23 protein-coding genes are annotated in these 22,795 nt (G+C 70.0%); 18 read left to right on the forward strand and 5 right to left on the reverse strand.

The annotated features are described in order from the left end of the window. Positions 1–2 precede the first annotated feature (2 nt). The 3 genes from AC07EG_RS00260 to AC07EG_RS00270 all read left to right on the forward strand — a co-directional run bounded on the left by AC07EG_RS00260 (position 3) and on the right by AC07EG_RS00270 (position 1,243). Positions 3–383: a hypothetical protein gene (locus AC07EG_RS00260; protein ID WP_478250743.1), complete on the forward strand. Its 381-nt coding sequence runs from the start codon at positions 3–5 to the stop codon at positions 381–383. 213 nt (positions 384–596) lie between these two features. After that, the gene (locus AC07EG_RS00265) at positions 597–914 is read left to right on the forward strand and encodes a WXG100 family type VII secretion target (RefSeq protein WP_478250744.1); all 318 of its coding nucleotides are present in this window, start codon (positions 597–599) and stop codon (positions 912–914) included. Between the two features lie 44 nt (positions 915–958). After that, on the forward strand, positions 959–1,243 hold the full coding sequence (locus AC07EG_RS00270) for a WXG100 family type VII secretion target (protein ID WP_478250745.1): 285 nt from the start codon (positions 959–961) through the stop codon (positions 1,241–1,243). Between the two features lie 60 nt (positions 1,244–1,303). Here AC07EG_RS00270 and AC07EG_RS00275 read toward each other — a convergent pair whose 3' ends face one another. From AC07EG_RS00275 to AC07EG_RS00290, 4 genes are read right to left on the reverse strand one after another with little or no spacing between them, the layout of a single operon-like run. After that, complete coding sequence (locus AC07EG_RS00275; protein WP_478250746.1) at positions 1,304–1,966, reverse strand: DUF4333 domain-containing protein; 663 nt, start codon at positions 1,964–1,966, stop codon at positions 1,304–1,306. A 37-nt stretch (positions 1,967–2,003) separates the two neighbouring features. Beyond that, positions 2,004–2,900: a hypothetical protein gene (locus AC07EG_RS00280; RefSeq protein WP_478250747.1), complete on the reverse strand. Its 897-nt coding sequence runs from the start codon at positions 2,898–2,900 to the stop codon at positions 2,004–2,006. After that, a complete protein-coding gene (locus AC07EG_RS00285; RefSeq protein ID WP_478250748.1) occupies positions 2,897–3,799 on the reverse strand; it encodes a hypothetical protein in 903 nt (300 codons plus the stop codon). The genes AC07EG_RS00280 and AC07EG_RS00285 overlap by 4 nt, the downstream gene beginning before the upstream one ends. Positions 3,800–3,811: 12 nt before the next feature. Beyond that, a complete protein-coding gene (locus AC07EG_RS00290; RefSeq protein WP_478250749.1) occupies positions 3,812–4,717 on the reverse strand; it encodes a hypothetical protein in 906 nt (301 codons plus the stop codon). A 184-nt stretch (positions 4,718–4,901) separates the two neighbouring features. On the opposite strand from AC07EG_RS00290, the gene rplM reads away from it, so the two are divergent. The 11 genes from rplM to AC07EG_RS00345 all read left to right on the forward strand — a co-directional run bounded on the left by rplM (position 4,902) and on the right by AC07EG_RS00345 (position 15,737). Then, positions 4,902–5,354, forward strand: coding sequence for a 50S ribosomal protein L13 (gene rplM / locus AC07EG_RS00295; RefSeq protein ID WP_478250750.1), 453 nt, complete (start codon positions 4,902–4,904; stop codon positions 5,352–5,354). A gap of 14 nt (positions 5,355–5,368) precedes the next feature. Further along, positions 5,369–5,854, forward strand: coding sequence for a 30S ribosomal protein S9 (rpsI, locus tag AC07EG_RS00300; protein ID WP_478250751.1), 486 nt, complete (start codon positions 5,369–5,371; stop codon positions 5,852–5,854). A 205-nt stretch (positions 5,855–6,059) separates the two neighbouring features. Continuing rightward, positions 6,060–7,394 carry a phosphoglucosamine mutase gene (gene glmM / locus AC07EG_RS00305; protein WP_478250752.1) on the forward strand — a complete coding sequence of 445 codons (1,335 nt, stop codon included), beginning with the start codon at positions 6,060–6,062 and terminating at the stop codon, positions 7,392–7,394. Between the two features lie 99 nt (positions 7,395–7,493). After that, the gene (locus AC07EG_RS00310; RefSeq protein ID WP_478250753.1) at positions 7,494–7,805 is read left to right on the forward strand and encodes a hypothetical protein; all 312 of its coding nucleotides are present in this window, start codon (positions 7,494–7,496) and stop codon (positions 7,803–7,805) included. Beyond that, complete coding sequence (locus AC07EG_RS00315) at positions 7,805–9,928, forward strand: WXG100 family type VII secretion target (protein ID WP_478250754.1); 2,124 nt, start codon at positions 7,805–7,807, stop codon at positions 9,926–9,928. Before AC07EG_RS00310 ends, AC07EG_RS00315 begins: the two co-directional genes overlap by 1 nt. Positions 9,929–9,941: 13 nt before the next feature. Continuing rightward, positions 9,942–10,367, forward strand: coding sequence for a hypothetical protein (locus tag AC07EG_RS00320; protein WP_478250755.1), 426 nt, complete (start codon positions 9,942–9,944; stop codon positions 10,365–10,367). After that, on the forward strand, positions 10,352–12,025 hold the full coding sequence (locus AC07EG_RS00325) for a fatty acyl-AMP ligase (protein ID WP_478250756.1): 1,674 nt from the start codon (positions 10,352–10,354) through the stop codon (positions 12,023–12,025). Before AC07EG_RS00320 ends, AC07EG_RS00325 begins: the two co-directional genes overlap by 16 nt. 4 nt (positions 12,026–12,029) lie before the next feature. Further along, positions 12,030–12,308: an acyl carrier protein gene (locus AC07EG_RS00330; RefSeq protein WP_478250757.1), complete on the forward strand. Its 279-nt coding sequence runs from the start codon at positions 12,030–12,032 to the stop codon at positions 12,306–12,308. Positions 12,309–12,451: 143 nt separating this feature from the next. Then, positions 12,452–12,760 (forward strand): hypothetical protein, encoded by a 309-nt coding sequence (locus AC07EG_RS00335; RefSeq protein WP_478250758.1) that lies wholly within the window; start codon positions 12,452–12,454, stop codon positions 12,758–12,760. Beyond that, positions 12,760–15,216, forward strand: coding sequence for a WXG100 family type VII secretion target (locus AC07EG_RS00340; protein ID WP_478250759.1), 2,457 nt, complete (start codon positions 12,760–12,762; stop codon positions 15,214–15,216). The genes AC07EG_RS00335 and AC07EG_RS00340 overlap by 1 nt, the downstream gene beginning before the upstream one ends. 23 nt (positions 15,217–15,239) lie before the next feature. Continuing rightward, the gene (locus tag AC07EG_RS00345; RefSeq protein ID WP_478250760.1) at positions 15,240–15,737 is read left to right on the forward strand and encodes a hypothetical protein; all 498 of its coding nucleotides are present in this window, start codon (positions 15,240–15,242) and stop codon (positions 15,735–15,737) included. A 71-nt stretch (positions 15,738–15,808) separates the two neighbouring features. Here AC07EG_RS00345 and AC07EG_RS00350 read toward each other — a convergent pair whose 3' ends face one another. Next, positions 15,809–16,621 (reverse strand): dienelactone hydrolase family protein, encoded by an 813-nt coding sequence (locus tag AC07EG_RS00350; protein WP_478250761.1) that lies wholly within the window; start codon positions 16,619–16,621, stop codon positions 15,809–15,811. 704 nt (positions 16,622–17,325) lie between these two features. Here AC07EG_RS00350 and glmS point away from each other — a divergent pair. The 4 genes from glmS (at position 17,326) to AC07EG_RS00370 (ending at position 22,712) form a co-directional block, all read left to right on the forward strand. Next, a complete protein-coding gene (gene glmS, locus AC07EG_RS00355) occupies positions 17,326–19,188 on the forward strand; it encodes a glutamine--fructose-6-phosphate transaminase (isomerizing) (protein ID WP_478250762.1) in 1,863 nt (620 codons plus the stop codon). A gap of 16 nt (positions 19,189–19,204) precedes the next feature. After that, a complete protein-coding gene (locus AC07EG_RS00360; protein WP_478250763.1) occupies positions 19,205–20,653 on the forward strand; it encodes an NAD(P)H-hydrate dehydratase in 1,449 nt (482 codons plus the stop codon). Positions 20,654–20,875: 222 nt separating this feature from the next. Then, positions 20,876–21,919 carry an NAD(P)-dependent alcohol dehydrogenase gene (locus AC07EG_RS00365; protein ID WP_478250764.1) on the forward strand — a complete coding sequence of 348 codons (1,044 nt, stop codon included), beginning with the start codon at positions 20,876–20,878 and terminating at the stop codon, positions 21,917–21,919. After that, a complete protein-coding gene (locus tag AC07EG_RS00370; protein ID WP_478250765.1) occupies positions 21,912–22,712 on the forward strand; it encodes a DeoR/GlpR family DNA-binding transcription regulator in 801 nt (266 codons plus the stop codon). The genes AC07EG_RS00365 and AC07EG_RS00370 overlap by 8 nt, the downstream gene beginning before the upstream one ends. The last annotated feature ends 83 nt before the right edge of the window (positions 22,713–22,795 follow it).

The following is a 22,795-nucleotide window of genomic DNA, read 5'->3' on the forward strand; positions in this document are numbered from 1 at the left end:
CCGTGGAGGACAACGCCGCGGCGCGGTTCCGGGCCACCGTGCAGCACGCCGTCACCCATTCGGAGCGGGTCGCCGGGGAGGCGAAGGCCCGCAGCGACCGGCAGCGGGCCGAGAACGCGGCCCTCGCCCAGCAGTTCCGGGCCCGCCGGATGGCCGGGTCCGACCCCACGCCGACCAGTCCGGCCCTGCGCGCCGCGGCCAACGGCTTTCGCGTTCGCAACGGTCTTCCGGTGGAGAATCTGCCTTCGCCCGCGGAATTGGTTCCAATTCGCAAGAGGGAACGGCCGAAGTCCCCTCGGGTGAGGGATGAAGACGAGGACTTTTCGCAAGAGCGAATCATGCGAAGGGTGGACGGAACCCGTCCCGGAGACCCCCGCAAGTGAGCTAAAACCCTTGTGTCACAACGGTTCCACCCGGCTGTGCCGGGCAGTGGAATCGGCTGGTTCCACCCGGTTCCCCGGTCTCGCGTTAACGCAAGCAACTACTTGGGAACAGGTGGCGACAAGGGGGAACCAACCATGGCAAGGTCTGCGTCGTAGGTCCGTACAAACAAACAAGCTTGGCACGGACATCCACTAACGAAGGGGGCCACTAGCATGGCTGGCAGCGGTTACACGGGAGATCCGGCTCTGTTCGCTGAGGCGCACAAGAACGTCTCGCAGACCAAGGCCGACATGGACTCCAACCTCGCCACGCTGAAGGCGAACATCGAGGAGACCCGCGCGGGCTGGCAGGGCGAGGCCGCCACGGTCTTCAACCAGGTCATGGAAGCCTTCGACGAGAAGTCCCGCAAGATCAACGAGGCGCTGCAGAACATCGCCGACATGCTGCAGCAGTCCGGTGTCAAGTACGACACCCAGGACACCGAGGTCAAGGAGCAGGTCTCCGCGCTCGGCGCCATCCTCAACGGCTGATCTCGTTCCCGGAAATCCACAGACTTTCAAACGGAGGGTAAGAAATGTCGATTGTCGTTAATTACGAGACGATCCACAAGGCGGCCGAGGACTGCAACAAGACCGGTGGCGAGCTCGAGGCGCGCTTCGAGGAGCTCAAGTCGCAGCTGGCTCCGCTGGTCGACAGCTGGACCGGTGACGCCATGGAGGCGTGGAACCAGCGTCAGGACGAGTGGAACAAGTCCCTCGAGGAGATGAAGGCCCTGCTGGCCCGCATCGCCACCGCGCTGCCGCAGATCGCCGACGGCTACCAGGCGACCGACAAGGGTGTCGGGAACATGTTCGCCTGAGCATGCTCCCGTGGCAAAGGGCCCCGACTCCGGTCGGGGCCCTTTGCCGTTGCCAGAGCCCTACTTGGGGGCGCCGACCTCGAATTCGGGCTTGTCGTTGAGGACCCGGATGGTCACCTTCTTCGGCTGCCCCGCCACGCTCACGTCGCAGTCGAAGGTGTGCCCCGTCTTGATCTCCTGCCCGTCCGGGCACTGCGCGTTCTGCACGTCCTGCTCGCCGTAGCTGTCCTTCAGCACGGTGGTGATGCCGCTCTGGACCGAGGTCGGGTCGAGCACGTCACCGCTGAACACGCCGGCGAACCAGGCCGCCGCGCCACCCGCGGCCAGCACCAGCACCGCCACGCCACCGATGATCAGCGGCTTCTTCTTCGACTTCTTCGGCTTCGCGGCGTCGTCACCGAAGGCGCCCAGGCCGCCGTACTGGCTGGACGAGGGCTGGAAACCGCCGCCGTACTGGGGCTGCTGTTCCGGCGCGGGCTGCTGTTGCTGCGGGTACGGCTGCTGCCACTGCGGCTGAGCCGGTTGCGGCCCGATCTGCGGATACGGCTGCTGCTGGTAGCCGCCGCCGTACTGCTGCTGGGGCCACTGCCCCTGCTGCGCCCACTGCTGTTGCTGGGGGTCCGGCTGCGGCGGCCCCCACTGCTGGGTGCCTGCCGGGTCCGGCTGCTGTTGCGGCGCACCGGGCTGCCACCACTGTCCCGGCTGGTTCGGCGGCTGGGTCATGAGCGGTCACCTCGCGCGGTGGTCGTCCTGTTGCTGGTCATCGGCCCTGGATCTCGTCTTTGCGGCGATTGAAGTCCGCGACCGCGGCTTCGTCCGGGAGCATGGTCACCTGGCTCGCTTCGGGGATCGGCGGCAGGTCCTTTTCCGTCGCGCCTTCGGTGATCTGGTAGTTGTACCGGATATCGATCTTGATGTCGCTGCCGCTCCGCGATTTCCCGGCGAACGCGCCCGTCATGTCGATCCGGCGCATGGTCTGCTGCGGGCTCACTTCCACCCGGGTGGAAATGGGCGTGTTCATCATTTCTTCGGTGAATCCTTCGATGATCTGAGCCGAGAAGTCCTCGACCTTGAATTCGGTGAACCTGCGCAGCGTCAGGTCGACCTCGATGATCACGCTGCCGTCTTCGGTGCGCTTGGCCGAGCGCGCGGCGCGGTCGTCCTTGGTGGCCTTGACCACCGCGTTGAGCATCTTGCAGGCGACGATGTAGGTGCCGGTCGAGCACGCCCCGAATTCCCCGGTGGCCGCGCTCGACGGAAGGCCGACCCACGGGGTGGGCGCCAGGCTGGCGTAGGTCGGCCCGAGCAGGGAGTACTTGGTCGTGGTGCCGGCGGGGTAGAGGTTGTCGATGAAGTCGTTCAGGTCGGTGTTCGAGTGGTTGCGCACGAGTTCGCCGATCGGCTTGCCCGCCTGCACCGTGCTGATCGTCGAGTTGATGCCCTCGCCGTTGACCAGGAACACCTCGTCCAAAGTCGACTTGCGCGGTTTCATGGCCTGGAAGTCTTCGTGGAGTTTGTCCAGGGTGTCGGCGAACTTGGTGCTCACGTAGGCCGCGGCGTCGTCGCCGTCGGGGATGGCGGTGCCTGCGCGGCCCTGCGCGCAGCCCGCGAGCAGCAGCGCGGTGGCGGCGAGCGTCGCCAGGGCTCTCGGCTTCATCGGCCCTGGAGTTCCGCGCGCCTGCGGTTGAAGTCGTCGACCGCGTTCTGGTCCGGCAGCACGGTCACCTGCGAAGGGTCGGGGACCGCCGGGATGTCCCGCTCCGTCGCGCCCTCGGTGATCTGGAAGAGGTAGCCGATGTCGATCTTCGCGTCGTTGCCGCTTTTCGACTTGCCCGAGAAACTGCCGTTCATCTCGATCTTCGAGGCGGTGTTCTGCGGGGTCAGGGTGATCTTGGTGGCGATGATCGTGTTCATCATCTCGTCGGTGAACTTCGCGATCAGATCGTCCGGGAAGAGCTCGATCTTGAATTCGACGAAGGTGCGCAGGGTGATGTCCACGGCGAGTTCGACGCTGCCGTCCGGCAGTCGTTTCGCCGATTTCGCCGCCTTGTTCTCCTTGGTCGACTTGACCATCGCGTTGACCATCTTGCACGGCGTGAGGTACATGCCGGTCGCGCACGCGCCGATCTCGCCGACGGCGAAGTTGCGCGGCATCGAGACCCACGGCGTCGGCGCGAGCCCGGCGTACATCGGCCCGAGCAGCGTGTAGTTCGTCGTACCGTTCGCCGGGTAGAGGGCGTCGGTGTAGTCGTTGAGGTCCACCGTCGAGTGGTTGCGCACGAGCTCGGCGGGCGGCTTGCCCACCTGGACCGTGCTGATCTGCACGTCGATGCCCTCGCCGTTGACGTGGAAGCGCTTGTCCAGGGTGGCCTTGCGCGGCTTCAACGCCTGGAAGTCCTCGTGCAGCTTGTCCAGGGTCTCGGCGAACTTCGCGCTGACGTAGCCCGCCGCCTCGTCCCCGTCGGGAATGGCCGTGCCCGCGCGCCCCTGCGCGCAGCCGGCGAGCAGCAGCAGGCTCGCGGCCAGTGCCGTGGCCCTCCGCGCCGTTCCCTGCATCGATGTCCTCTCTCAGTTGCCCTGGATCTCGCCCATCCGGTCGTAGAAGTCGTCGACCTCGGCGTCCGTCTTGAGCGCGGTGATCTCCCCCTCGGCGGGCACGTCGGGCAGGTCGCGCTCGCTCGGCTCGCCGAGGTGCTGGTAGTGCATGCGGATCTCGACCTCGTGGCCGTCCTTGTTGATCTTGGCGTTCATCTCGATCGCCTTGATCGTGCCCTGCGCGTCGATGGTGATCTTGGTCGGGATGGGTTCGTCCTGCATCGACTCGCTCATCAGGTCGATCAGGTTCTGCGGGAAAACGATGACGCGGTGCTTGAGGAACAGGCGCAGGGTGATGTCGGCGTTGAGCTCCACGGTGCCGTCGTCGAGGCGCTTGGCGCTCTTCGCGGCCCTGGCCTTCGGGCTCTGGGTGGCCTCGGTCACCGCGCTGACCATCTTGCAGACGTCCTGCTGGCCGCCCCAGAAGCACTCGTCGTACTGGTCGCCGTTGTAGGGCATGGACACCCACGGCGTCGGCGCCAGGCTGGCGTAGACCGGGCCGAGCCGCAGGTACTCGACGGTGCTGCCGGCCGGGTGGAAGGAGTCCAGGTACTCGTCCGGGTCCTCCTTCGACCGGTTCGTGGACAGCCGGGCGGGTGGCTTGCCGAGCTGGACGCCGGTGATGGTCGACTCGGAGTCCTTGTCGTCGACCCTGGCGTACCGGTCGAGGGTGCTCTTGCGGGGGAGGTCGCCGGTGAACTGGTCGCCGAGCTTGCCGAGCTGCTCGGCGAACTTCTCGCTGACGTAGGTGGCGGCGTCGTCGCCGTCGGCGATCGCGGTGCCCGCCTTGCCCTGACCGCACGCGGTGAGCGCCAGCGCGCAGGCGGTCAGCAGGGCGGCCAGGCGGTGCGGGCGGGTGCCCCTGATCGAGCCGCTCACCTCGCTCACCCCCGGGTATCGGTGCGGACTGCTCGTCGAGACCCTAGTATCGAGCACGGCCGGACACCCCCGCTTTGACCCTCTCCGAAGGCGGCGGGTATCTTCATATGTCGTTGTGCGCTGCGGCGCGTAAGCGCTAGGCCCGCACAGAACCCACACGCAATGTTGACGACGAGGTAGACCCTTGCCCACGTACAGCCCCAAGCCCGGCGACGTCACTCGTGCCTGGCACGTGATCGACGCCGAGGATGTCGTGCTCGGCCGGCTCGCGACCGAGGTCGCCACGCTGCTGCGCGGCAAGCACAAGCCGACCTACGCCCCGCACGTGGACACCGGTGACTTCGTCATCATCGTCAACGCCGAGAAGGTCGCGCTCACCGGTAACAAGCGCGAGCAGAAGTTCGCGTACCGCCACAGTGGCTACCCCGGTGGCCTGCGGAAGCGGTCCTTCGGCGAGCTGCTCGACACCAGGCCGGAGCGCCTGCTCGAGAAGGTCGTCAAGGGCATGCTGCCGAAGAACAAGCTCGGCCGCGCCCAGGCGAAGAAGCTCAAGGTCTACGCAGGCCCGGAGCACCCGCACTCGGCGCAGCAGCCCCAGACGCGCGAGATCACCAAGATCGCGCAGGTCGCCAAGTGAGTGAGGAACAGTCTGTGACCAGCCCCGAGACCGACGTCGTCGCCGACGAGGCGACCACCGAGGCCTTCGCGACCAGCGAGACCCCGGCCGCCCCGAAGCCCTCGCGTGCCGCCGGCGGCAACGCGCAGACCGTCGGCCGCCGCAAGGAGGCCGTCGTCCGCGTCCGCCTGGTGCCCGGCACCGGTGAGTTCAAGCTGAACGGCCGCACCCTCGAGGAGTACTTCCCGAACAAGGTGCACCAGCAGCTCATCCGCGAGCCGCTGGTGACCGTCGAGAAGCCGGACTCGTTCGACATCTTCGGCAACCTGCACGGTGGTGGCATCTCCGGTCAGGCGGGCGCGCTGCGCCTGGCGATCGCCCGTGCCCTGGTCGAGGTCGACGCGGACGACCGTCCCGCGCTGAAGAAGGCCGGCTTCCTGACCCGTGACGCGCGCGCCACGGAGCGGAAGAAGTACGGCCTGAAGAAGGCCCGCAAGGCGCCGCAGTACAGCAAGCGCTGATCTGCCCCTCGGGCAGCAGGCAACCCACGGAAGCGCTCATCCGTCTCATCCGGGTGGGCGCTTTCGTCTTGCCCGCCCCCGCCCGCCGTCTTCTGCGGGCAGAAGCAGGTCGCGGCTTTTGCGGGCAAAAGCAGGTCGCGGGCCGCGCGGGGGGTGAATCCCCAGCTCCAGTACGGTGTCGGGGTTGTTCGTTCAAGGAGGATCGATGGCTCGCCTTTTCGGCACCGACGGGGTTCGTGGTCTCGCCAACGCCGAGCTCACTCCCGAACTCGCGATGTCGATCGCGGCCAGCGCCGCCCGGGTGCTCGCCGCGCACGATCACTCGCACCGCCCGGTCGCCGTGGTCGGCCGTGACCCCCGCGCCAGCGGCGAGATGCTGGAGGCCGCCGTCGTGGCCGGCCTCGCCTCCGCCGGCGCCGACGTGCGCCGCGTCGGGGTGCTGCCCACGCCCGCGGTCGCCTACCTGGTCGGCGCGCTGGGCGCGGACCTCGGCGTGATGATCTCCGCCTCGCACAACCCCATGCCGGACAACGGCATCAAGCTCTTCGCCGCGGGCGGCCACAAGCTCCCCGACGGCATCGAGGACGAGATCGAGGCCGGCCTCGACGCCAAGGCCGCGCGTCCCACCGGCGCCCAGGTCGGCCGGGTCACCGACGTCGACGACGCGCTCAACCGCTACGTCCAGCACCTCCTGACCTCGACGCCGCACTCGCTCGCGGGTGTCCGCGTGGTCGTCGACTGCGCCAACGGTGCCGCCTCGGCCGCCGCTCCCGAGGTCTACCGCAAGGCGGGCGCCGAGGTCATCGCGCTGCACGCCGAGCCGGACGGCGTCAACATCAACGACGGCTGCGGCTCCACCCACATGGACCGGGTCAGCGCCGCGGTGCGCGAGCACGGCGCCGACCTCGGCATCGCCCACGACGGGGACGCCGACCGCTGCCTCGCCGTGGACGCCACCGGCGAGCTGGTCGACGGCGACCAGATCATGGCGGTGCTCGCGCTGGCCATGGCCGAGTCCGGGGAGCTGACCGACCGGACCCTGGTCGCCACCGTGATGAGCAACCTCGGCCTGCACCTGGCCATGCGCGAGCACGGCGTGACCCTGCGCACCACCGGCGTCGGCGACCGGTACGTGCTCGAGGAGCTGCGTGCCGGCGGGTTCGCGCTCGGCGGCGAGCAGTCCGGGCACGTCGTGCTGCCCGCGCACGCCACCACCGGTGACGGCCTGCTGACCGCGCTGCGGCTGATGAGCCGGATGGCGGCCACCGGCAAGTCGCTGGCCGATCTCGCCGGCGTGATGCGGCGGCTGCCGCAGGTGCTGATCAACGTGCGGGTGGCGGACAAGACCGCCGTCGCCGAATCCGACGCGGTGCGCAAGGCCGTCGCCGCCGTCGAAGCCGAGCTGGGTGACGAAGGTCGCGTTCTGCTGCGCCCGTCGGGCACCGAGCAGCTGGTGCGCGTGATGGTCGAGGCCGCCGCCCAGGAAACCGCCCAGGCCGCCGCCGACCGCCTCGCCGGGGTCGTCTCCACCGCCTCCTGATGCTTCTCCCCGCAAAAGCGTCAACTTGCTGCACCACGGTCACCGGCCCGGTACATTCCGTGTGCGGGTACGCGGTGCTCGGACGAATGAGGGGGAGCTGTGCCAGAGGGTGGTTACCGGGCTGATCCGGACGCGATGGCGGTCGCGCGGGCGCGGTTGACGGAGCAGGTCGGCAAACCGGCCGCGCAGGCCGAGCGGATCGCGCCGAAGCTCAAACCGGAGCAGTTCGGCGTCGTCCACGGGCACCACCTCGAGGCCTACAACGCGGGATTGACGCAACTGCAGGCCGCGTTGAAAGGGCTGTCGGGTGAATTGACCGCACTCGCCGGGGGGATCGGTGCGGCCGGGCAGAGTTACGCCACCGCGGACCAGGCGAATGCCACGCAGGTCGACCAGCAGGCCGCGTACTGATGGCCGGGGAAGACGGTCAGCTGCTGGCCAGCCCGTACGTTTCCGAGGCCACCAAGCAGCAATTGGTGCAGGCCGCGACCAATCCGCTGAACGGGGTGGTCGGCGGGGACGACTACGAAACCGTGCGCAACCGGGCGTTGAGCGAAATGAACAACGGGTTGAAGACCGAGGAAACGACGGCCAAGCACCACGGTGAACTGTCCGCGCAGCAACCCCCCGGCGCCAATGGTTCCGGGGTGGCGAAGTCCGATGAGGTGCTGGACCTGGCCAAGCCCGCGCTCGACTTCTTCTCCAGCTGGATCGACCAGGTGTGGAACAACGTGCCCGGGGCCAGCAGGCTGGAGTACACGCGCGACGTCTGGGACCGGTTCCACGCCAACCGCGGCATCGACTTCCGCCGGTTCACCGACGAGGCGGAGGAGTTCACCAAAGCGCGAGAAGTGGTCGAGCAGACCATGGAAGGCGCCAAAGCCGAGCTGAACACGCTGTTCGGCGACTGGGAAGGCGCCGGTGCGGCGGCCGCGCGGACCAAGTACGAACAGGGCATCGTCCCCGATTCGCAGAAACTGCTCGATCAACTCGAAGGTGCGGCACGGCTGACCGGCGAGACCGTCACCGCGATCTACGAAACGCTGAAGCAGCAGGTCGACGAGGTGCTGTTGCTGAACAAACCGGCCATCGCCGGAGCGGATTTCGAGACCGCCGTCAGAATCGCCAGGGTGGCGCCGGGCGGGTCGGACAGCAACGAAGACGACATGATGGCGGCCGCCCGGTTCTTCGACCGGCAGTGGGGCAGCGAATTCGAATCCGGCATGAACGTCCTGAGCGTCACCAATGCGATGCTCCTCGAGGCGCTGCTCAAATACTGTGAAGTCTGGCTGACCGCGTTCAAAGAAGAATTCGGCGCGCTGCTCCAGGCGTTCAACGATCTTTGCGACCAGACGAACAAAACGGTGGACGGCCAGTGGTACGCGCTCGTGGAATTCATGAGCGACTACACCAACGAGTTCACCGACGCCGCCGCTCCGCCCGCCCAGCAGACCGCGCCGCAGCAGAGCGCCCCGCTCCCGGGCGGCGCCGGACCGGCGATGACCGGTGGCGGGCCGCCGGCCATGCCCGCCGGTGGGATGGGCGGCGCACCGTCGATGCCCGCGGGCGGCACGGGTGGCGCGCCGCCGATGCCCGCATCGCCACCACCCGCCGCCCCGCCGATGCCTGCTGTCCCGTCGATGCCCACCGCCCCGGAAACGGCAGCCACACCGGAAACCTCGGAGGCGCTGGAGAAGAACCCGGTCACCGGGGGCGAACTCGAACTGGACCCGGAGACCGGCGAGGCGTACCCGATCGACCCGCTCACCGGCGAGGCGGTGAAGGAACCGGCTGCTCCCGCGCTGACCGTGGAGAACGGCGACAACAAGCTTTCGTTCTCCGAGCCGGACGCCGACGGGAAGATGACGATCACGGTTGAGGGACCGTCGGGTGAACCGAAGGACTTCCAGCTCGCTTTCGACGGTGACGAAATCGAGGAGCAGATCCTGCGGCCGGACGAGGACGGCAGGATCCTGATCGAGGACGGCCCGCTGAAGATCACCGCCGAGCGGCCGGACGGCCCCGGCGGTCCGACGCTGGTCGAGGTCGACGACGGTTCCGGCGAGCCGACCAAGTACGTGCTCGGTGCGCAGCAGGCGACCTCGCAGTGGACCGAGCCCGAAGCGGACACCGGTCAGTCGACCGCACCGCAGTCGGCGGGCGGGGGCGACTTCCTGTCCAGCGGTGCCGCCGCGGTCGGCCTCGGCCAGCCGGTGCCGGACGACGGGCTCGGCGACACCACCTCCGTGCCGGGGGCCGCGCCCGCCGGCATCGGCCTCGGCTCGGCGCCGGGAGGGGCCGCGCCCCAGCCCAGCCAGCCGTCGGCGGACCCGGCGGCCGCCGCCGGCATGGGCATGATGGGCGGCATGGGTGGTATGGGCGGTGGTGCCGGTGGCGGGAACTCCGGCGACACCGAACGCCCGCCGAACCAGTACCGCCAGTCCGGCAACCTCTTCGACACACCGGCTCCGGCGAACCGCATCAGCGGTTCGCTGGACGACGGCGAAGACGGCCTGCTCGGATTCGGGCGTTGAGCGGGAGGACCCGATGAGCGTCGAAGACCGGCTCCGCGCCGGCCGGGCGGCACTGGCGGCCTTGTCGCGGGAGCGGGAGGAACAGCGGGCGCTGCGTGAGCAGCGGCTGGTGACCGCGCAGGCGAAGGCCGCGGCGGCACTGGGTTCGCGGATGAGCGAGCTCAACGAAAGCGTGCGCGAGCAGGTCGAACTCAAGCGCCGGGAGGACAAGGCGGGCGGCTGGGCGACGTCGTCGACGCTCGCCGGCGGCAGTGAGAAGGACGAGAACTACGAGTTCCTGCAGTTCGACGAGCCGAAGGCGCCCGCGCAGACCTGGACGCCGCCGCCCGCGGCACCACCACCCCCGCCGCCGCCTCCGCCCGCTGCCGCGCCCCGGCGGCGGGCGGCGGCCGCGGAGGAGGACGAGGACTTCGCCGAGCACAAGTGGTGGGCGGGTTGAGCGGTGTGCCGGAGCGGCCGCTGATCGAGTACCTGCTGGACCGGAGCGAGTCGACGGAGGTCGCGTTCACCTACCTCGACTGCACGGGTGGGCGTGACGCGGAGCCGCGGGACCTGACCTGGGCCGAACTGGTGCGGCGGGTGCGGGCGGTCGCGTCGCGGCTGCGGCGGGTCGCCGCGCCCGGTGATCGGGTGGCGCTGGTCACCCCGCAGGACTTGAACTACGTGGTCGGCTTCCTGGCCGCCCTGTACGCCGGTGTGGTCGCCGTACCGCTTTTCGCCCCCGAAATCCGGTCGCACCGGCGACGGCTGATCGGGGCCCTCGACGACTGCCAGGCCCGGGTCTGGCTGACCTCGCGCGCCGCACTGGACAAGGTCACCGACTTCACCACCGACACCCCCGTCACCCCACCCACCCACCTCCTCTGCGTCGACGACCTGCTTTTGCCCGCAGAAGCCGGCGACCTGCTTTTGCCCGCAGAAGCCGGGGAGCGGGTGGCGTACCTGCAGTACACGTCCGGGTCGACGCGGGAGCCCGCCGGAGCGGTGATCACGCACCGGGCGCTGACCGCGAGCGCCTGGCAGGTGGCCGGCGCCTACCGGGTCGACCACCGCACCACCTGCGCCGGCTGGATCCCGTTCTTCCACGACATGGGCCTCATCCAGCTGCTGTGCGTGCCGGTGTTCACCGGCGCCCGGTCGGTGTTCCTGCAGCCGCTGGAGTTCATCCGCCGCCCGGTCCGCTGGCTGCGCCAGCTGTCCGACTACCCGGCGGTCTTCACCGCGGCCCCGAACTTCGCCTTCGACCACGTGCTCGACGCCGTACCTGCTTTTGCCCGCAAAAGCTTCGACCTGCGGGAAGTGCGGGTGGCGCTCAACGGGAGCGAGCCGGTCCGGCCGGCCACCGTCCGCGCGTTCGCCGAGGCGTTCGCGCCCCACGGCTTCCGGCCCGAGGCGCACCGGCCGTCGTACGGGCTCGCCGAGGCGACGGTCTACGTCTCCAGCGCGGGTGACGAAGGTCCCACCATCACCACCTTCGACCGGGAGGCCCTGGCCACCGGCATCGCCGTGCCCGCCGAGACCGGCACCGAGCTGGTGTCCGTCGGCCGCCCCTTCGGCCAGGAGATCAGGATCGTCGACACCGGATCCGGCGACGCCTGTCCCGACGGTCACATGGGCGAGATCCAGGTGCGCGGCCCGCACCTCGCGCAGGGTTACTGGCGGCAGCCGGAGCGCACCGCCGAGACCTTCGCCGGCGGCTGGCTGCGCACCGGCGACCTCGGTGTGATCCACGACGGGCAGCTCTACATCACCGGCCGGATCAAGGACCTGATCATCGTCGACGGCCGCAACCTCTACCCGCAGGACATCGAGGAGACCGTCGCCGACGCGCACCCCGCCATCCGCCGCGACCGCGTCGCCGCGTTCGGCAGCGCCGATGAGCGGGGCGAGGGCGTGGTCGTGCTGGCCGAGCCGGTGCGCGACCAGCCGGTGGACTTCGCCGAGGTGAGCAAGGCCGTGCGCGCCGCCGTGACCGCCCAGCACGAGATCGCCCTCCGCGACTTCCTGCTTTTGCCCGCAGAAGACGGCGGGGTGCCGCGGACCTCGAGCGGGAAGGTGGCGCGTTCGGCTGCGAAAGCGCGGTATGAGGCACGATGAACTGGTGACCACCGAAGACGCCAGCCAGTACCACGCGCAGGTCAAGCAGCTGGTCTGCGACTCGTTCCACCTGTCCCCGGACGCGCTCGACGTGACCACGCCGTTCGACGAACTCGGCCTCGATTCGAAGCAGCGGGTCCAGCTGCTCGCCACCCTCGAGGTCTTCTTCGAGGTGACCATCGACCTCGACGAACGCGAGCGCCTGACCGACGTCGCCGGCGCGGCCGAAGTGCTTTCGGACGCGCTCCGTGCCAAGGCTGGCACCACTGGTTCCGGCCAGTGACGCGTTCGGGTATGCAAACAGGCGAACTCTGTGCGTCCACTCGGGCGCATGAGTACATTCTGTGTGCATCTGCGACGGCACCGTTCGCCGTTCGGGTGCGTCACAGTTCCTGACAGGAGACCTCAACAAGGGGGAGCTGACCGGTGGGTGGGCACAAGGTCGATGCCGACGCGATGGCGTCCGCCTCGAAGAAGATGACCGAGTTCGCGGAAGACGTGACCGACGGCACCAAGGAACTGGAGAAGTCCAAGATCACCGCGAAGCAGTTCGGCGAGGCGCACGCCAGCCACGCGGAGACCTACACCACCTCCATCGCCACGTTGTCGGCCGCGGTGAAGGGGTACACCACGGCGCTGACCGGGTTCGCCGCGAACGTCGCCGCCGGTGGCCAGGCCTACACCGCCAACGACCAGTCCCAGTCGGGCGCGATGAACAAGGCCGGGAGCAACTGATGGCCAAGACGTGGAACGAAGTCAAGGCCGTCCTCGACGACCCGGCGGTCTCCCCGGAGAAGAAGCAGGCGCTGCTCCAGTCCTGGACCAACAGCAGCGAAGAGGCGTGGCCGGACGACGACGCCAAGCGCGACGAGATCAAGAAGTACCAGGAGGCGTACAACGCCTACCCGTACGCGAACCCCGGTTACGGCCAGCCCGGTCTCTACGGCAGCGAAAAGCGCACCGACGAGCTGTACGACGACGCCAAGAAGGAAGGCTCGGAGAACACCTACAACGAGCGCGAGCACCAGAAGAGCGTCGACGCCGGCCGGACCGGGCTCGACGGGTCCCGCCCGCCGACCACCGGTGGTGGCGGTACCAAGACCTCGGACGAGCTGCTCAAGCACGGTGAAGCCGCGCTGAAGGTGTTCCAGGACTTCGGCCCGCTGCTCGGCAAGATCCCGGACGACTGCCGCGGCCGCACGCGCCCCCTCGACTACAACACCGACATCAAGAAGCGGTACGAGGAGCAGAAGGGCATCAACTTCGCGGAGTTCCTGACCGACGCCTCGGACTTCAGCACCGCCGCCGGCCAGGTCCGCCAGGCGCTCAAGGACACCCGCGGCCAGCTCGACGGCCTGTCCGACAGCTGGACCGGCCCCGCCGCCGACAAGGCGAACGAGCACTACAACGAGAAGATCAACACGCCCGGTGACGCGCTGGTCGGCTTCCTCGAGGGTTCCTCGGCCGCCACCTCGACCGCCGTGGACGCGGTCTACCGCCTGGTCAAGGGCAAGGTCGACGCGGTCATCGACATGTACACCACCCAGGTCGGCAAGGCCGACCTGGACATGGCGACCTCCGTGGTCAACATCGCGAACGGCTCCGCCGCCGGCAAGGACGAGATGGAGAAGGTCGCCGGCTGGATGGACGTCAACTTCGGCACGAACATGCGTGAGAAGTTGAACGACGACGGCTGCTGCGACGACGACGACATCAGAAAAGAGGGCATCCGCCTCGCCAAGCAGTGGATCCAGAACCAGTTCAACGTCGAGATGTGGGACGGGCTCTGGACCAAGTTCGACAAGCTGTGCACCGACACCAAGGGCTTCGTCGACGACGCCTACACCCAGCTGAACCAGGTCATGGGCAAGGCCGAGAACGAGTTCGCCAACGCGGCCAAGGAGAACCCGCCGCCGCCCCCGCCGAAGAAGGAGGACACCGGCGGTGGTGGGGACACCGGCGGCGGTGGCGGTGGTACCGGCGGCGGTGGTTCGGGCAGCGGTGGCGGTGGCACCGGTGGTGGCGGGACCGGTGGCGGCGGCACGCCGGGCGCGGTGGAGCCGCCGGCCGCCGAGGACAAGGGCACCAACCCGATCACCGGCAAGCCGCTCGAGATGGACCCGGAGACCGGCAAGCCGTACCCGATCGACCCGGAAACCGGTGAGGCGATCAAGGACGCCGGTGACGACGACGACACGATGACCGTCAAGCAGGGCGACAACGAGATCAAGATGTCCGAGCCGGGCAAGGACGGCAAGATGGACATCTCGATCGACGACGGCACCCCGCCGCCGAAGGACTACAAGCTGGACTTCGGCAACGGCGAGGTCGGCGCGGACGGCAAGCCGATCGAGGACAGCCAGGCCGGTGCGGCGGGCAAGGACGGCGAGCAGGTCTACAAGCCGGGCCCGGACGGCAAGATCCACATCGAGGACGGTGGTCTCAAGATCACCGCCGAACAGCCGCAGGGGCCGAAGGGCCCGACGGTGGTCACGGTGGACGACGGCAAGGGCGAGCCGGTCACCTACACGCTCGGCGCGGACAACAAGCCGGGCGAGAAGGGTGCGCTCAACGGCCTCGACGACACCGACCCGAGCGGCGGCGCGGGCAAGCCCGACCAGCTGTCCTCGATGATCGGCACCCCGCAGAGCCAGGGTGACGAGGGCTTCAGCTCGCCCGGTGGTCTCGACCTGCCGGAAGACGTCGAAACGATGCCTGCCGCCGATGGTGGTGCGGGCGCCGGTGGTGGTGGTGCCGGGGGCGACGGCGGTGGTTCCGCCGGTGGTGCCGGGGGCAGCGGTGGCAGTGGTGGCAGCGTGGGCGCGGTCGGCGGCAGCGCCGGTGGTGACCTCGGTGACACGGGTTCGCTGTCCGCGGGTGCGCAGGTCGGTGCCGCGGCGCAGGAGCCGGTGGCCGCCGGTCTCGGTTCGACGCCGGGTGGTGCCGGGGTCGCGGCCGCACCGGCCGTCGCGGGTGCCGCGGCGGGTGCCGGGGGCATGGGCGGCATGGGCATGATGGGCGGCATGGGGGCCATGGGCGGTGGCGCCGGTGGTGGTCAGCAGGGTGACCAGGAGCGGCAGCCGAGCCAGTACCGCGTCGCGGGCAACATCTTCGAGACCAGTGGTGCCGGCGGGCGGATCAGTGGTTCCCTGGACGAGGAAGGCGACCGCTCCATCCGGTACGACCGGTGAGCGGGCGCGCGTGAGGAGAGCGGATGAGCATCACTGACGAAGTGCAGCGGATGCGGGAGAGGCTCGAGGGCCTCGTCCGGGAGCAGGCCGATCGTCGCGCGCTGCGTGACCGCCAGGCGGAGGAAGCCAAGGCGAAGGCCCAGGAGTACATGACCAAGCAGATCCAGGCGGCCGAGCGGTACGTCGACCACCGGCGTGAGCTGGGGCGCCGGGAGAAGGAAGCCGGCGGCTGGGCGACGGAGAAGACGCTCGCCGACAAGAGCAACGTCATGGGCTTCGGCGTCGAGGACGACGAGGACGGGCCCGGCTTCACCGGGCACAACCTGGCGACCGCGCCGCCGGTGACCAGGGCGGAGCCGCCGCAGGCCGGTGGCTGGCAGGCGCCGCCGGTGGCGCCGCCCGTTCCCGAACCGGTCGCGGTGGCCGAACCGGCGCCCGCGCCGCGCCGGGCAGGCAGGCACGCCCGCCGCGAAGAATCCTTCGACGACGACGATTTCTCGAACAACAGCTGGATGAAGTAGCCCGAACCTGCTTTTGCCCGCAGAAGCATCCGGCCCCCTTTCCGGGGTCGGATGCTTCTTTGCGCCGGGGGTCAGGCGTCGGCGAGTTCGAGCGAGTCGTCGAGCGCGATGGTGGCGTTCTTCACGTCGGCTTCGAGCAGCGGCCGGTACTTGTCGGTGCCGGTGAGGTGGGTCAGGAAGAAGGCCGCGAGCAGGGCGCGGACCACACGCTGGGTGCCGCGGTGGGGTTTGCCGTGCAGCAGCAGGCCGCTCCAGTGCTTGCCCTCGGTGATGCCGAGGTGGGACGACTTGCCGAGGTAACGCAGCTGGGCAGGACCCTGCCAGGCTTTCGCGATGGCCTCCGCGTGCCCGACCGGTGGCGCGACGAGGTCACCGTCCGCGGCGAGGTGCAGCGAGGGCACGTCCAGCCGGCGCGCGACCTCGGTGGCGGGCGGGATCGTCTGGGCCGCGTTCACCGTGACCACCGCCTTGACGTCGGCTTCTGCGGCCGAAAGCACGGCGGCCCCGCCACCGGTCGAGTGACCGGCCAGGCCGAGCTTGGCGGGGTCGACGCTGATGCCGTCGGGGCCGAGGCGGACCTTGGTGACCAGTTCGAGCGTGGTGCGCAGGTCGGTGGCGAACAGCCGGTGCGAAGGCAGCGGCCCCCGCTGCGTGGCGGGCGCCGCGGCGACGATGCCCCAGCTCGCGAGGTGGCGGAGCAGCTCGCGGTAGCGGGTCGGCGGCTGGAGCCAGCCGTGCCCGAAGGCGATCGCGGGCAGACCGAGCCCGGCACGCGGGGTGAAGACCACGCCGGGCACGCCGACCAGCCCCAGATTGCCGCGCAGCACTTCGTGCGGGCCTGGGTGGGACAGCTCTTCGAGCAGGTGCTTGGGCTTGGGAGCCATGCCGGGAGCCTACTGCCCGCAGCCACCCCCAGCCCGGCGACGGTCTCCTGCTTTTCCCCGCGAAAGCCGCCCCGGCCTGCTTCAGCCCGCAGAAGTCGCCCGGGGCTGCTTTTGCCCGCAGAAGCCGGTGGGCTGCCTTTGCCCGCAGAAGTCGCCCGGCTCTGCTTCTGCCCGCGGAAGCCCGCAGGCGGCTGAGGTCGACCACCCCTGCTTTAGGCCGCGAAAGCCGCCCGCCCTGCTTTAGTCCGCAGAAGCGGCCCTGACTCTGCGCGCGCGAAGGCGTCCGGTCTGCCCGCAGTATCCCTCGGCCTGCTTCAGCCTGCGGAAGGCGTCGGCCCTGCTTTTGCCCGCAGAAGCCGTGCAGCCTGCTCCACCTGCGGAGGCGGCTGAACCTTGCCGCTGCCCGCGGTGCCACCCGATTCTGCTTCAGCCAGCAGAAGGCAGCGACGCTGCTTTACCCCGCAGAAGCCGCCGGGCTGCTTTAGCCCGCGAAAGCCGTCCATCCCGCTTCTGCCCGCAAAGCGCGCTGCCCCCTGCTTCTGCCTGCGGAAGGCGCCGCCCCTGCCTCTGCCCGCGAAAGCCTGGCCACCCTGCTTTTCCCCGCAGAAGCCGCCGCCCCTGCTTTTGCCCGCAGAAGCAGGGGCGGGGGTGGTTGGGGCTGTGCCGGGGGAGGGGGCTGCGCGTGCCTGGTTACCCTGAGGGGCGTGTGCGGAATCGTGGGATATGTCGGTCATCGGCAGGCGCTGGACGTAGTGCTCGGCGGGCTCCGGCGGATGGAATACCGGGGGTACGACTCGGCGGGCGTCGCCGTGCTCGACGGAGCCGGCGCGTTGCACGTCGAGCGCAAGGCCGGTCGCCTGGCCAACCTGGAAGCCCAGCTCGACACCTCCGGGCGCGAGCGGTTCGCGGGCACCGCGGGCATGGGCCACACCCGCTGGGCCACCCACGGCCCGCCGGTCGACCGCAACTCCCACCCGCACCGCGACGTCAGCGGCAAGGTCGCCGTCGTGCACAACGGCATCATCGAGAACTTCGCCGCCCTGCGCGCCGAACTCGAGGCCGACGACGTCGAGCTGACCAGCGACACCGACACCGAGTCCGCCGCGCACCTCATCTCCCGCGCCTTCACCGACGGCGAGACCGCCGGTGATTTCGCGGCCAGCGTCCGCTCGGTCTGCCGCCGCCTCGAAGGTGCCTTCACCCTCGTGGTCACGCACGCCGACGAGCCAGACACCATCGTCGCCGCGCGCCGGTCCTCGCCGCTGGTGGTGGGTGTCGGCGAAGGTGAGACCTTCGTCGCATCCGACGTCGCCGCGTTCATCGAGCACACCCGCGAGGCCGTCGAGCTGGGCCAGGACCAGGTCGTGGTGATCACCCGCGACGGTTACGAGGTCACCGACTTCCGCGGCGAACCCGCCCAGGCCAAGCCGTTCACCGTGGACTGGGACCTCTCGGCCGCGGAAAAGGGCGGCCACGAGTACTTCATGCTCAAGGAGATCGAGGAGCAGCCGGAAGCGCTGGCGAACACGCTGCGCGGGCACTTCGACAACGGCCGCGTCATCCTCGACGAGCAGCGGCTGTCCGATCAGGACCTCCGCGACGTCGACAAGGTCTTCGTGATCGCCTGCGGCTCGGCGTACCACTCCGGCCTGGTCGCCAAGTACGCCATCGAGCACTGGACCCGCCTGCCGGTCGAGGTCGAGCTGGCCAGCGAGTTCCGCTACCGCGACCCGGTGCTCGACCGCGACACCCTGGTCGTCGCGGTCTCCCAGTCCGGTGAGACGGCCGACACGCTCGAAGCCGTCCGCCACGCGCGTGAGCAGAAGGCCAGGGTGCTGGCGGTCTGCAACACCAACGGTGCGCAGATCCCGCGCGAGTCCGACGCGGTGCTCTACACGCACGCCGGTCCGGAGATCGGCGTCGCGTCGACGAAGGCGTTCCTCGCCCAGATCGCCGCGAACTACCTGGTCGGCCTGGCCCTGGCGCAGGCGCGCGGGACCAAGTACCCGGACGAGGTGGCCCGTGAGTTCGCCGAGCTGGAGGCGATGCCCGCCGCGGTGCAGAAGGTCCTGTCCACTGTGGACCAGGTCAAGGCGCTGGGCAGGCAGATCGCCGACTCGAAGGCGGTGCTGTTCCTCGGCAGGCACGTCGGGTTCCCGGTGGCGCTGGAAGGCGCGCTCAAACTGAAGGAACTGGCGTACATGCACGCCGAGGGCTTCGCGGCGGGTGAGCTGAAGCACGGTCCGATCGCGTTGATCGAAGAGGGCCTCCCGGTGGTCGTGGTGATGCCGTCGCCCAAGGGACGCGCGGTGCTGCACGCCAAGCTGGTGTCGAACATCAGCGAGATCCAGGCGCGGGGTGCGCGCACGATCGTGATCGCCGAAGAGGGTGACGAGACGGTGCGCCCGTTCGCCGACGAGCTGGTGGAGATCCCGGCGGTGCCGACGCTGCTCCAGCCGCTGGTGTCGACCGTGCCGCTGCAGGTGCTGGCCGCGGAGATCGCACGCAGCCGCGGGTACGACGTGGACAAGCCGCGTAACCTGGCCAAGTCCGTCACCGTGGAGTAAAGCGGGAGGCCACCGCGTGCTGGGAATCTGGACCACCGACCGGATTCGGGCGGCCGAGGAGAAGCTGCTGGCCGTCACCCGCGAGGGTGCGTTGATGCACAAGGCGGCGTTCGGCGTCGCGGTGCACGCGGCGGAAATGCTCGCCGAGCACGCCGGGCGGGTGGCCGGGGCGCGGGTGGCGCTGCTGGTCGGCGCCGGGAACAACGGTGGCGACGCCCTGTGGGCGGGTGCCTTCCTGCGCAAGCGCGGGGTCTCGGTGACCGCGGTGCTGTTGAAACCGGAGAAGGCGCACGCCGCCGGTCTCGCCGCGTTGCGGCGGGCTCGGGGCCGGGTCGTCACGGCTGCGGGCGGCAGGCCGTCGGTCGAGCAGGCGGACCTGGTGATCGACGGGATCGTGGGGTTGTCGGCACGCGGGCCGTTGCGTCCGGACGCCGCGGCGCTGGTGGAGCACGTGCGCGCGCCGGTGCTGGCGGTCGACCTGCCGAGCGGCGTCGATCCGGACACCGGCGCCGTCGACGGTCCGGCGGTCCGCGCCACGCGCACGGTCACCTTCGGCGCGCGGAAACCGGTGCACGTGCTCAACCCAGGCTTTTGCGGGCAAACGCAGCTCGTCGACATCGGGCTGGCCGGTCAGCTGGGTGAGCCGGACCTGGTGCAGCTCGGCGTGGCCGAGGTCGCGGCGGCCTGGCCGGTGCCGGGACCGGAGGACAACAAGTACACGCAGGGCGTGACCGGGGTGGCCGCCGGTTCGGCGACCTACCCGGGAGCCGCGGTGCTGGCCACCGGGGCGGCGGTGCTGGCGACCTCGGGCATGGTCCGCTACGCGGGGTCGGCGGCCGACGTCGTGCGGGCGGACTGGCCGGAGGTGATCGGCACCGGTTCGGTGACCGACGCCGGGCGCGTGCAGGCGTGGGTGGCGGGGCCGGGCATGGGCACCGGGAACGAGGGCCGCGCGACCCTGCGGCAGGTGCTCGACCAGGGCGTTCCGGTGTGCGCGGACGCCGACGCGATCACGCTGCTGGCGAAGTTCCCGGAGTTGCTGGACGCGCGGGACCCGGACACGCCGCTGGTGCTGACGCCGCACGCCGGTGAGTTCGAGCGGCTGACCGGGAAGGCGCCGGGTGCGGACCGGGCGGCGGCCGCGCGGGCGGCGGCGCGGCGGTTCGGCGCCGTGATCCTGCTCAAGGGGCACAGCACGATCGTCGCCGCGCCGGACGGGCGGGCGCTGGTGAACGTGGCACGCGGTTCGTGGCTGGCGACGGCCGGGTCCGGGGATGTGCTGTCGGGGCTGATCGGTGCGTTGCTCGCGGCGGGCCTGGACCCGTGGCTGGCGGCCGGCGCGGCGGCGCACGTGCACGGGCTGGCCGCGTACCTGGCCGCCGACGGGGTCCCGGTGCCCGCTTCGAAGATCCAGGCGGCGATTCCGGCCGCCATCCGCGCCATCCTCGCGTACCGCCCTCGCTGACCAGCGCGTTCGTCTTCTGCGGGCAAAAGCAGCCTGCGCCCTTCGGTGTCCGTTTTGCCCGAACCTGCTTTTGCCCGCAGAAGCATGTCGGGGGTGGGTGGGGTGGAGTTATCGAGTTTTGTGTTAACGGTGGGGTGAATTCCTGGTAAGAATGGGCTCGTCCGGTGCGCGTCGAACGGCGCCGATCGGGCTGACGCTGGGCGCCGTGACGGGAGAACGGGCATGAAGAAGGTCCCCCGCACCATGAAGGTCTCCGTGTTGCGCGGGGTCGGCGACGTGGTGGTCGAGGAGCGCCCGGTTCCCCAACCCGGACCGCGCGAGGTGCTGATCCGGGTCACCGCCGTCGGCACCTGCGGTTCGGACGTGCACTACTACGAGCACGGCCGCATCGGCGACTTCGTGGTGCGGGAACCGCTGGTCCTCGGCCACGAACCGGCGGGCGTGGTGGTCGCCAGGGGATCGGAGGCGCGGGCGCACGAGATCGGCCAGCGGGTCGCGATCGAGCCCGGCGTGCCGTGTTCGCACTGCGAGCAGTGCACGGTCGGCCAGTACAACCTGTGCCCGCAGATGCGGTTCTTCGGTACCCCACCGGTCGACGGCGCGTTCGCCGAGTACGTCGTGCTCCGCGAGGACTTCGCCTACGCCGTGCCGGACGAGTTGTCGGACGAGGCCGCGGGCCTGCTCGAACCGCTGTCGGTGGGCGTCTGGTCGTGCCGCAAGGCGTCGGTCGGGCCGGGGGCACGCGTGCTGATCACGGGTGCCGGCCCGATCGGGCTGGTCGCCACGCAGACCGCGCGGGCGTTCGGGGCCACGGAGATCGTGGTCACCGACGTCAACCCCACCCGCCTCGCGCTGGCCGCGGAACTCGGGGCCACGGCGACCATCGACGTGTCCGAAGCGGACCTGGCCGACTCCGCCTTCGAGCCGGACGTGCTGCTGGAGTGCTCCGGCGCGCCCAGCGCGATCGGCGCCGCCATCCGCAAGGTGGGCCGGGCCGGGCGCGTGGTGCTGATCGGCATGGGCGGCGACGAGGTCCCGTTGCCGCTGGCCCACGTCCAGGGCTTCGAACTGGAGGTCACCGGCACCTTCCGGTACGCCAACACCTGGCCGGCGGCGATCGCGCTGGCCGCCGGCGGCGACGTCGACCTCGACCGGCTGGTCACCCACCGGTTCGGCCTGGCGGAGGTCGAACAGGCGCTCACCATCGCGAAGACCGATCCCGGCGTGATCAAGCCCGTGGTGCTGCCCCAGGTGGCGCATGCCTAGGACCCGGCCCCCGGACGCCGCCGTCGAGCAGCGCCGCCAGGACGTCCTGCGCCGCGTGATCGAACTCGGCGAGGTGCGCATCGACGACCTGACCGAGTCGTTCGGCGTGAGCCTGATGACCATGCACCGCGACCTCGACGACCTCGCCGACCGCCGCCTGCTGCGCAAGCTGCGGGGCAAGGTCGAGGCGTACCCGGCGCTGACCATGGAAACCGCGGCCCGGTTCCGCGAAGGGCTCAACACCGGCCTCAAGGAACGGCTCGCCGAAGCCGCGATCGCCGAGGTCCGCCCCGGCCAGACCGTTTTCGTCGACGACTCGACCACGTTGTTCCCGCTGATGCGCCGGATGGCGGAGCTCGCGCCGCTGGTGGTGATCACCAACTCGATCAGCGCGATCGGCGTCTTCGGGCCCGCCGAGGGCATCGAGCTGATCGTGCTCGGCGGCCGGTACAACGCCGAGTTCGACTCGTGCCTCGGGCCGGACACGCTCGCCGCGCTCGACCGGATGCGAGCCGACCTCGGCTTCGTCTCGGTGACCGCGGCGGCGGGCGGGCGGCTGTACCACCCGGTGCAGGACTGCGCCGAGCTGAAGCGGGCCGCGCTCGGCATGGCCAACCGGAACGTGGTGGTCGCGGACCACTCGAAGTTCGGCCGGACGGCCACCTACGCCCACGGTGACGTCTCGGCGTACGACCTGGTGATCACCGACGACGGCACCCCGGCGGACGAGGTGGCGGCGATGCGGGATCTGGGTGTGGCGGTCGAGCTGGTGCACGGCGAGGAGAGGAACTGAACATGCGTGCGGTGTCGGTCGAGTGGAGGGAACGAGGTGCGGTGGACCCGAGAACGGTGAACAGCCGATCGCTGCCGGACGAG

This window comes from Amycolatopsis sp. NPDC045836 (assembly GCF_056431745.1).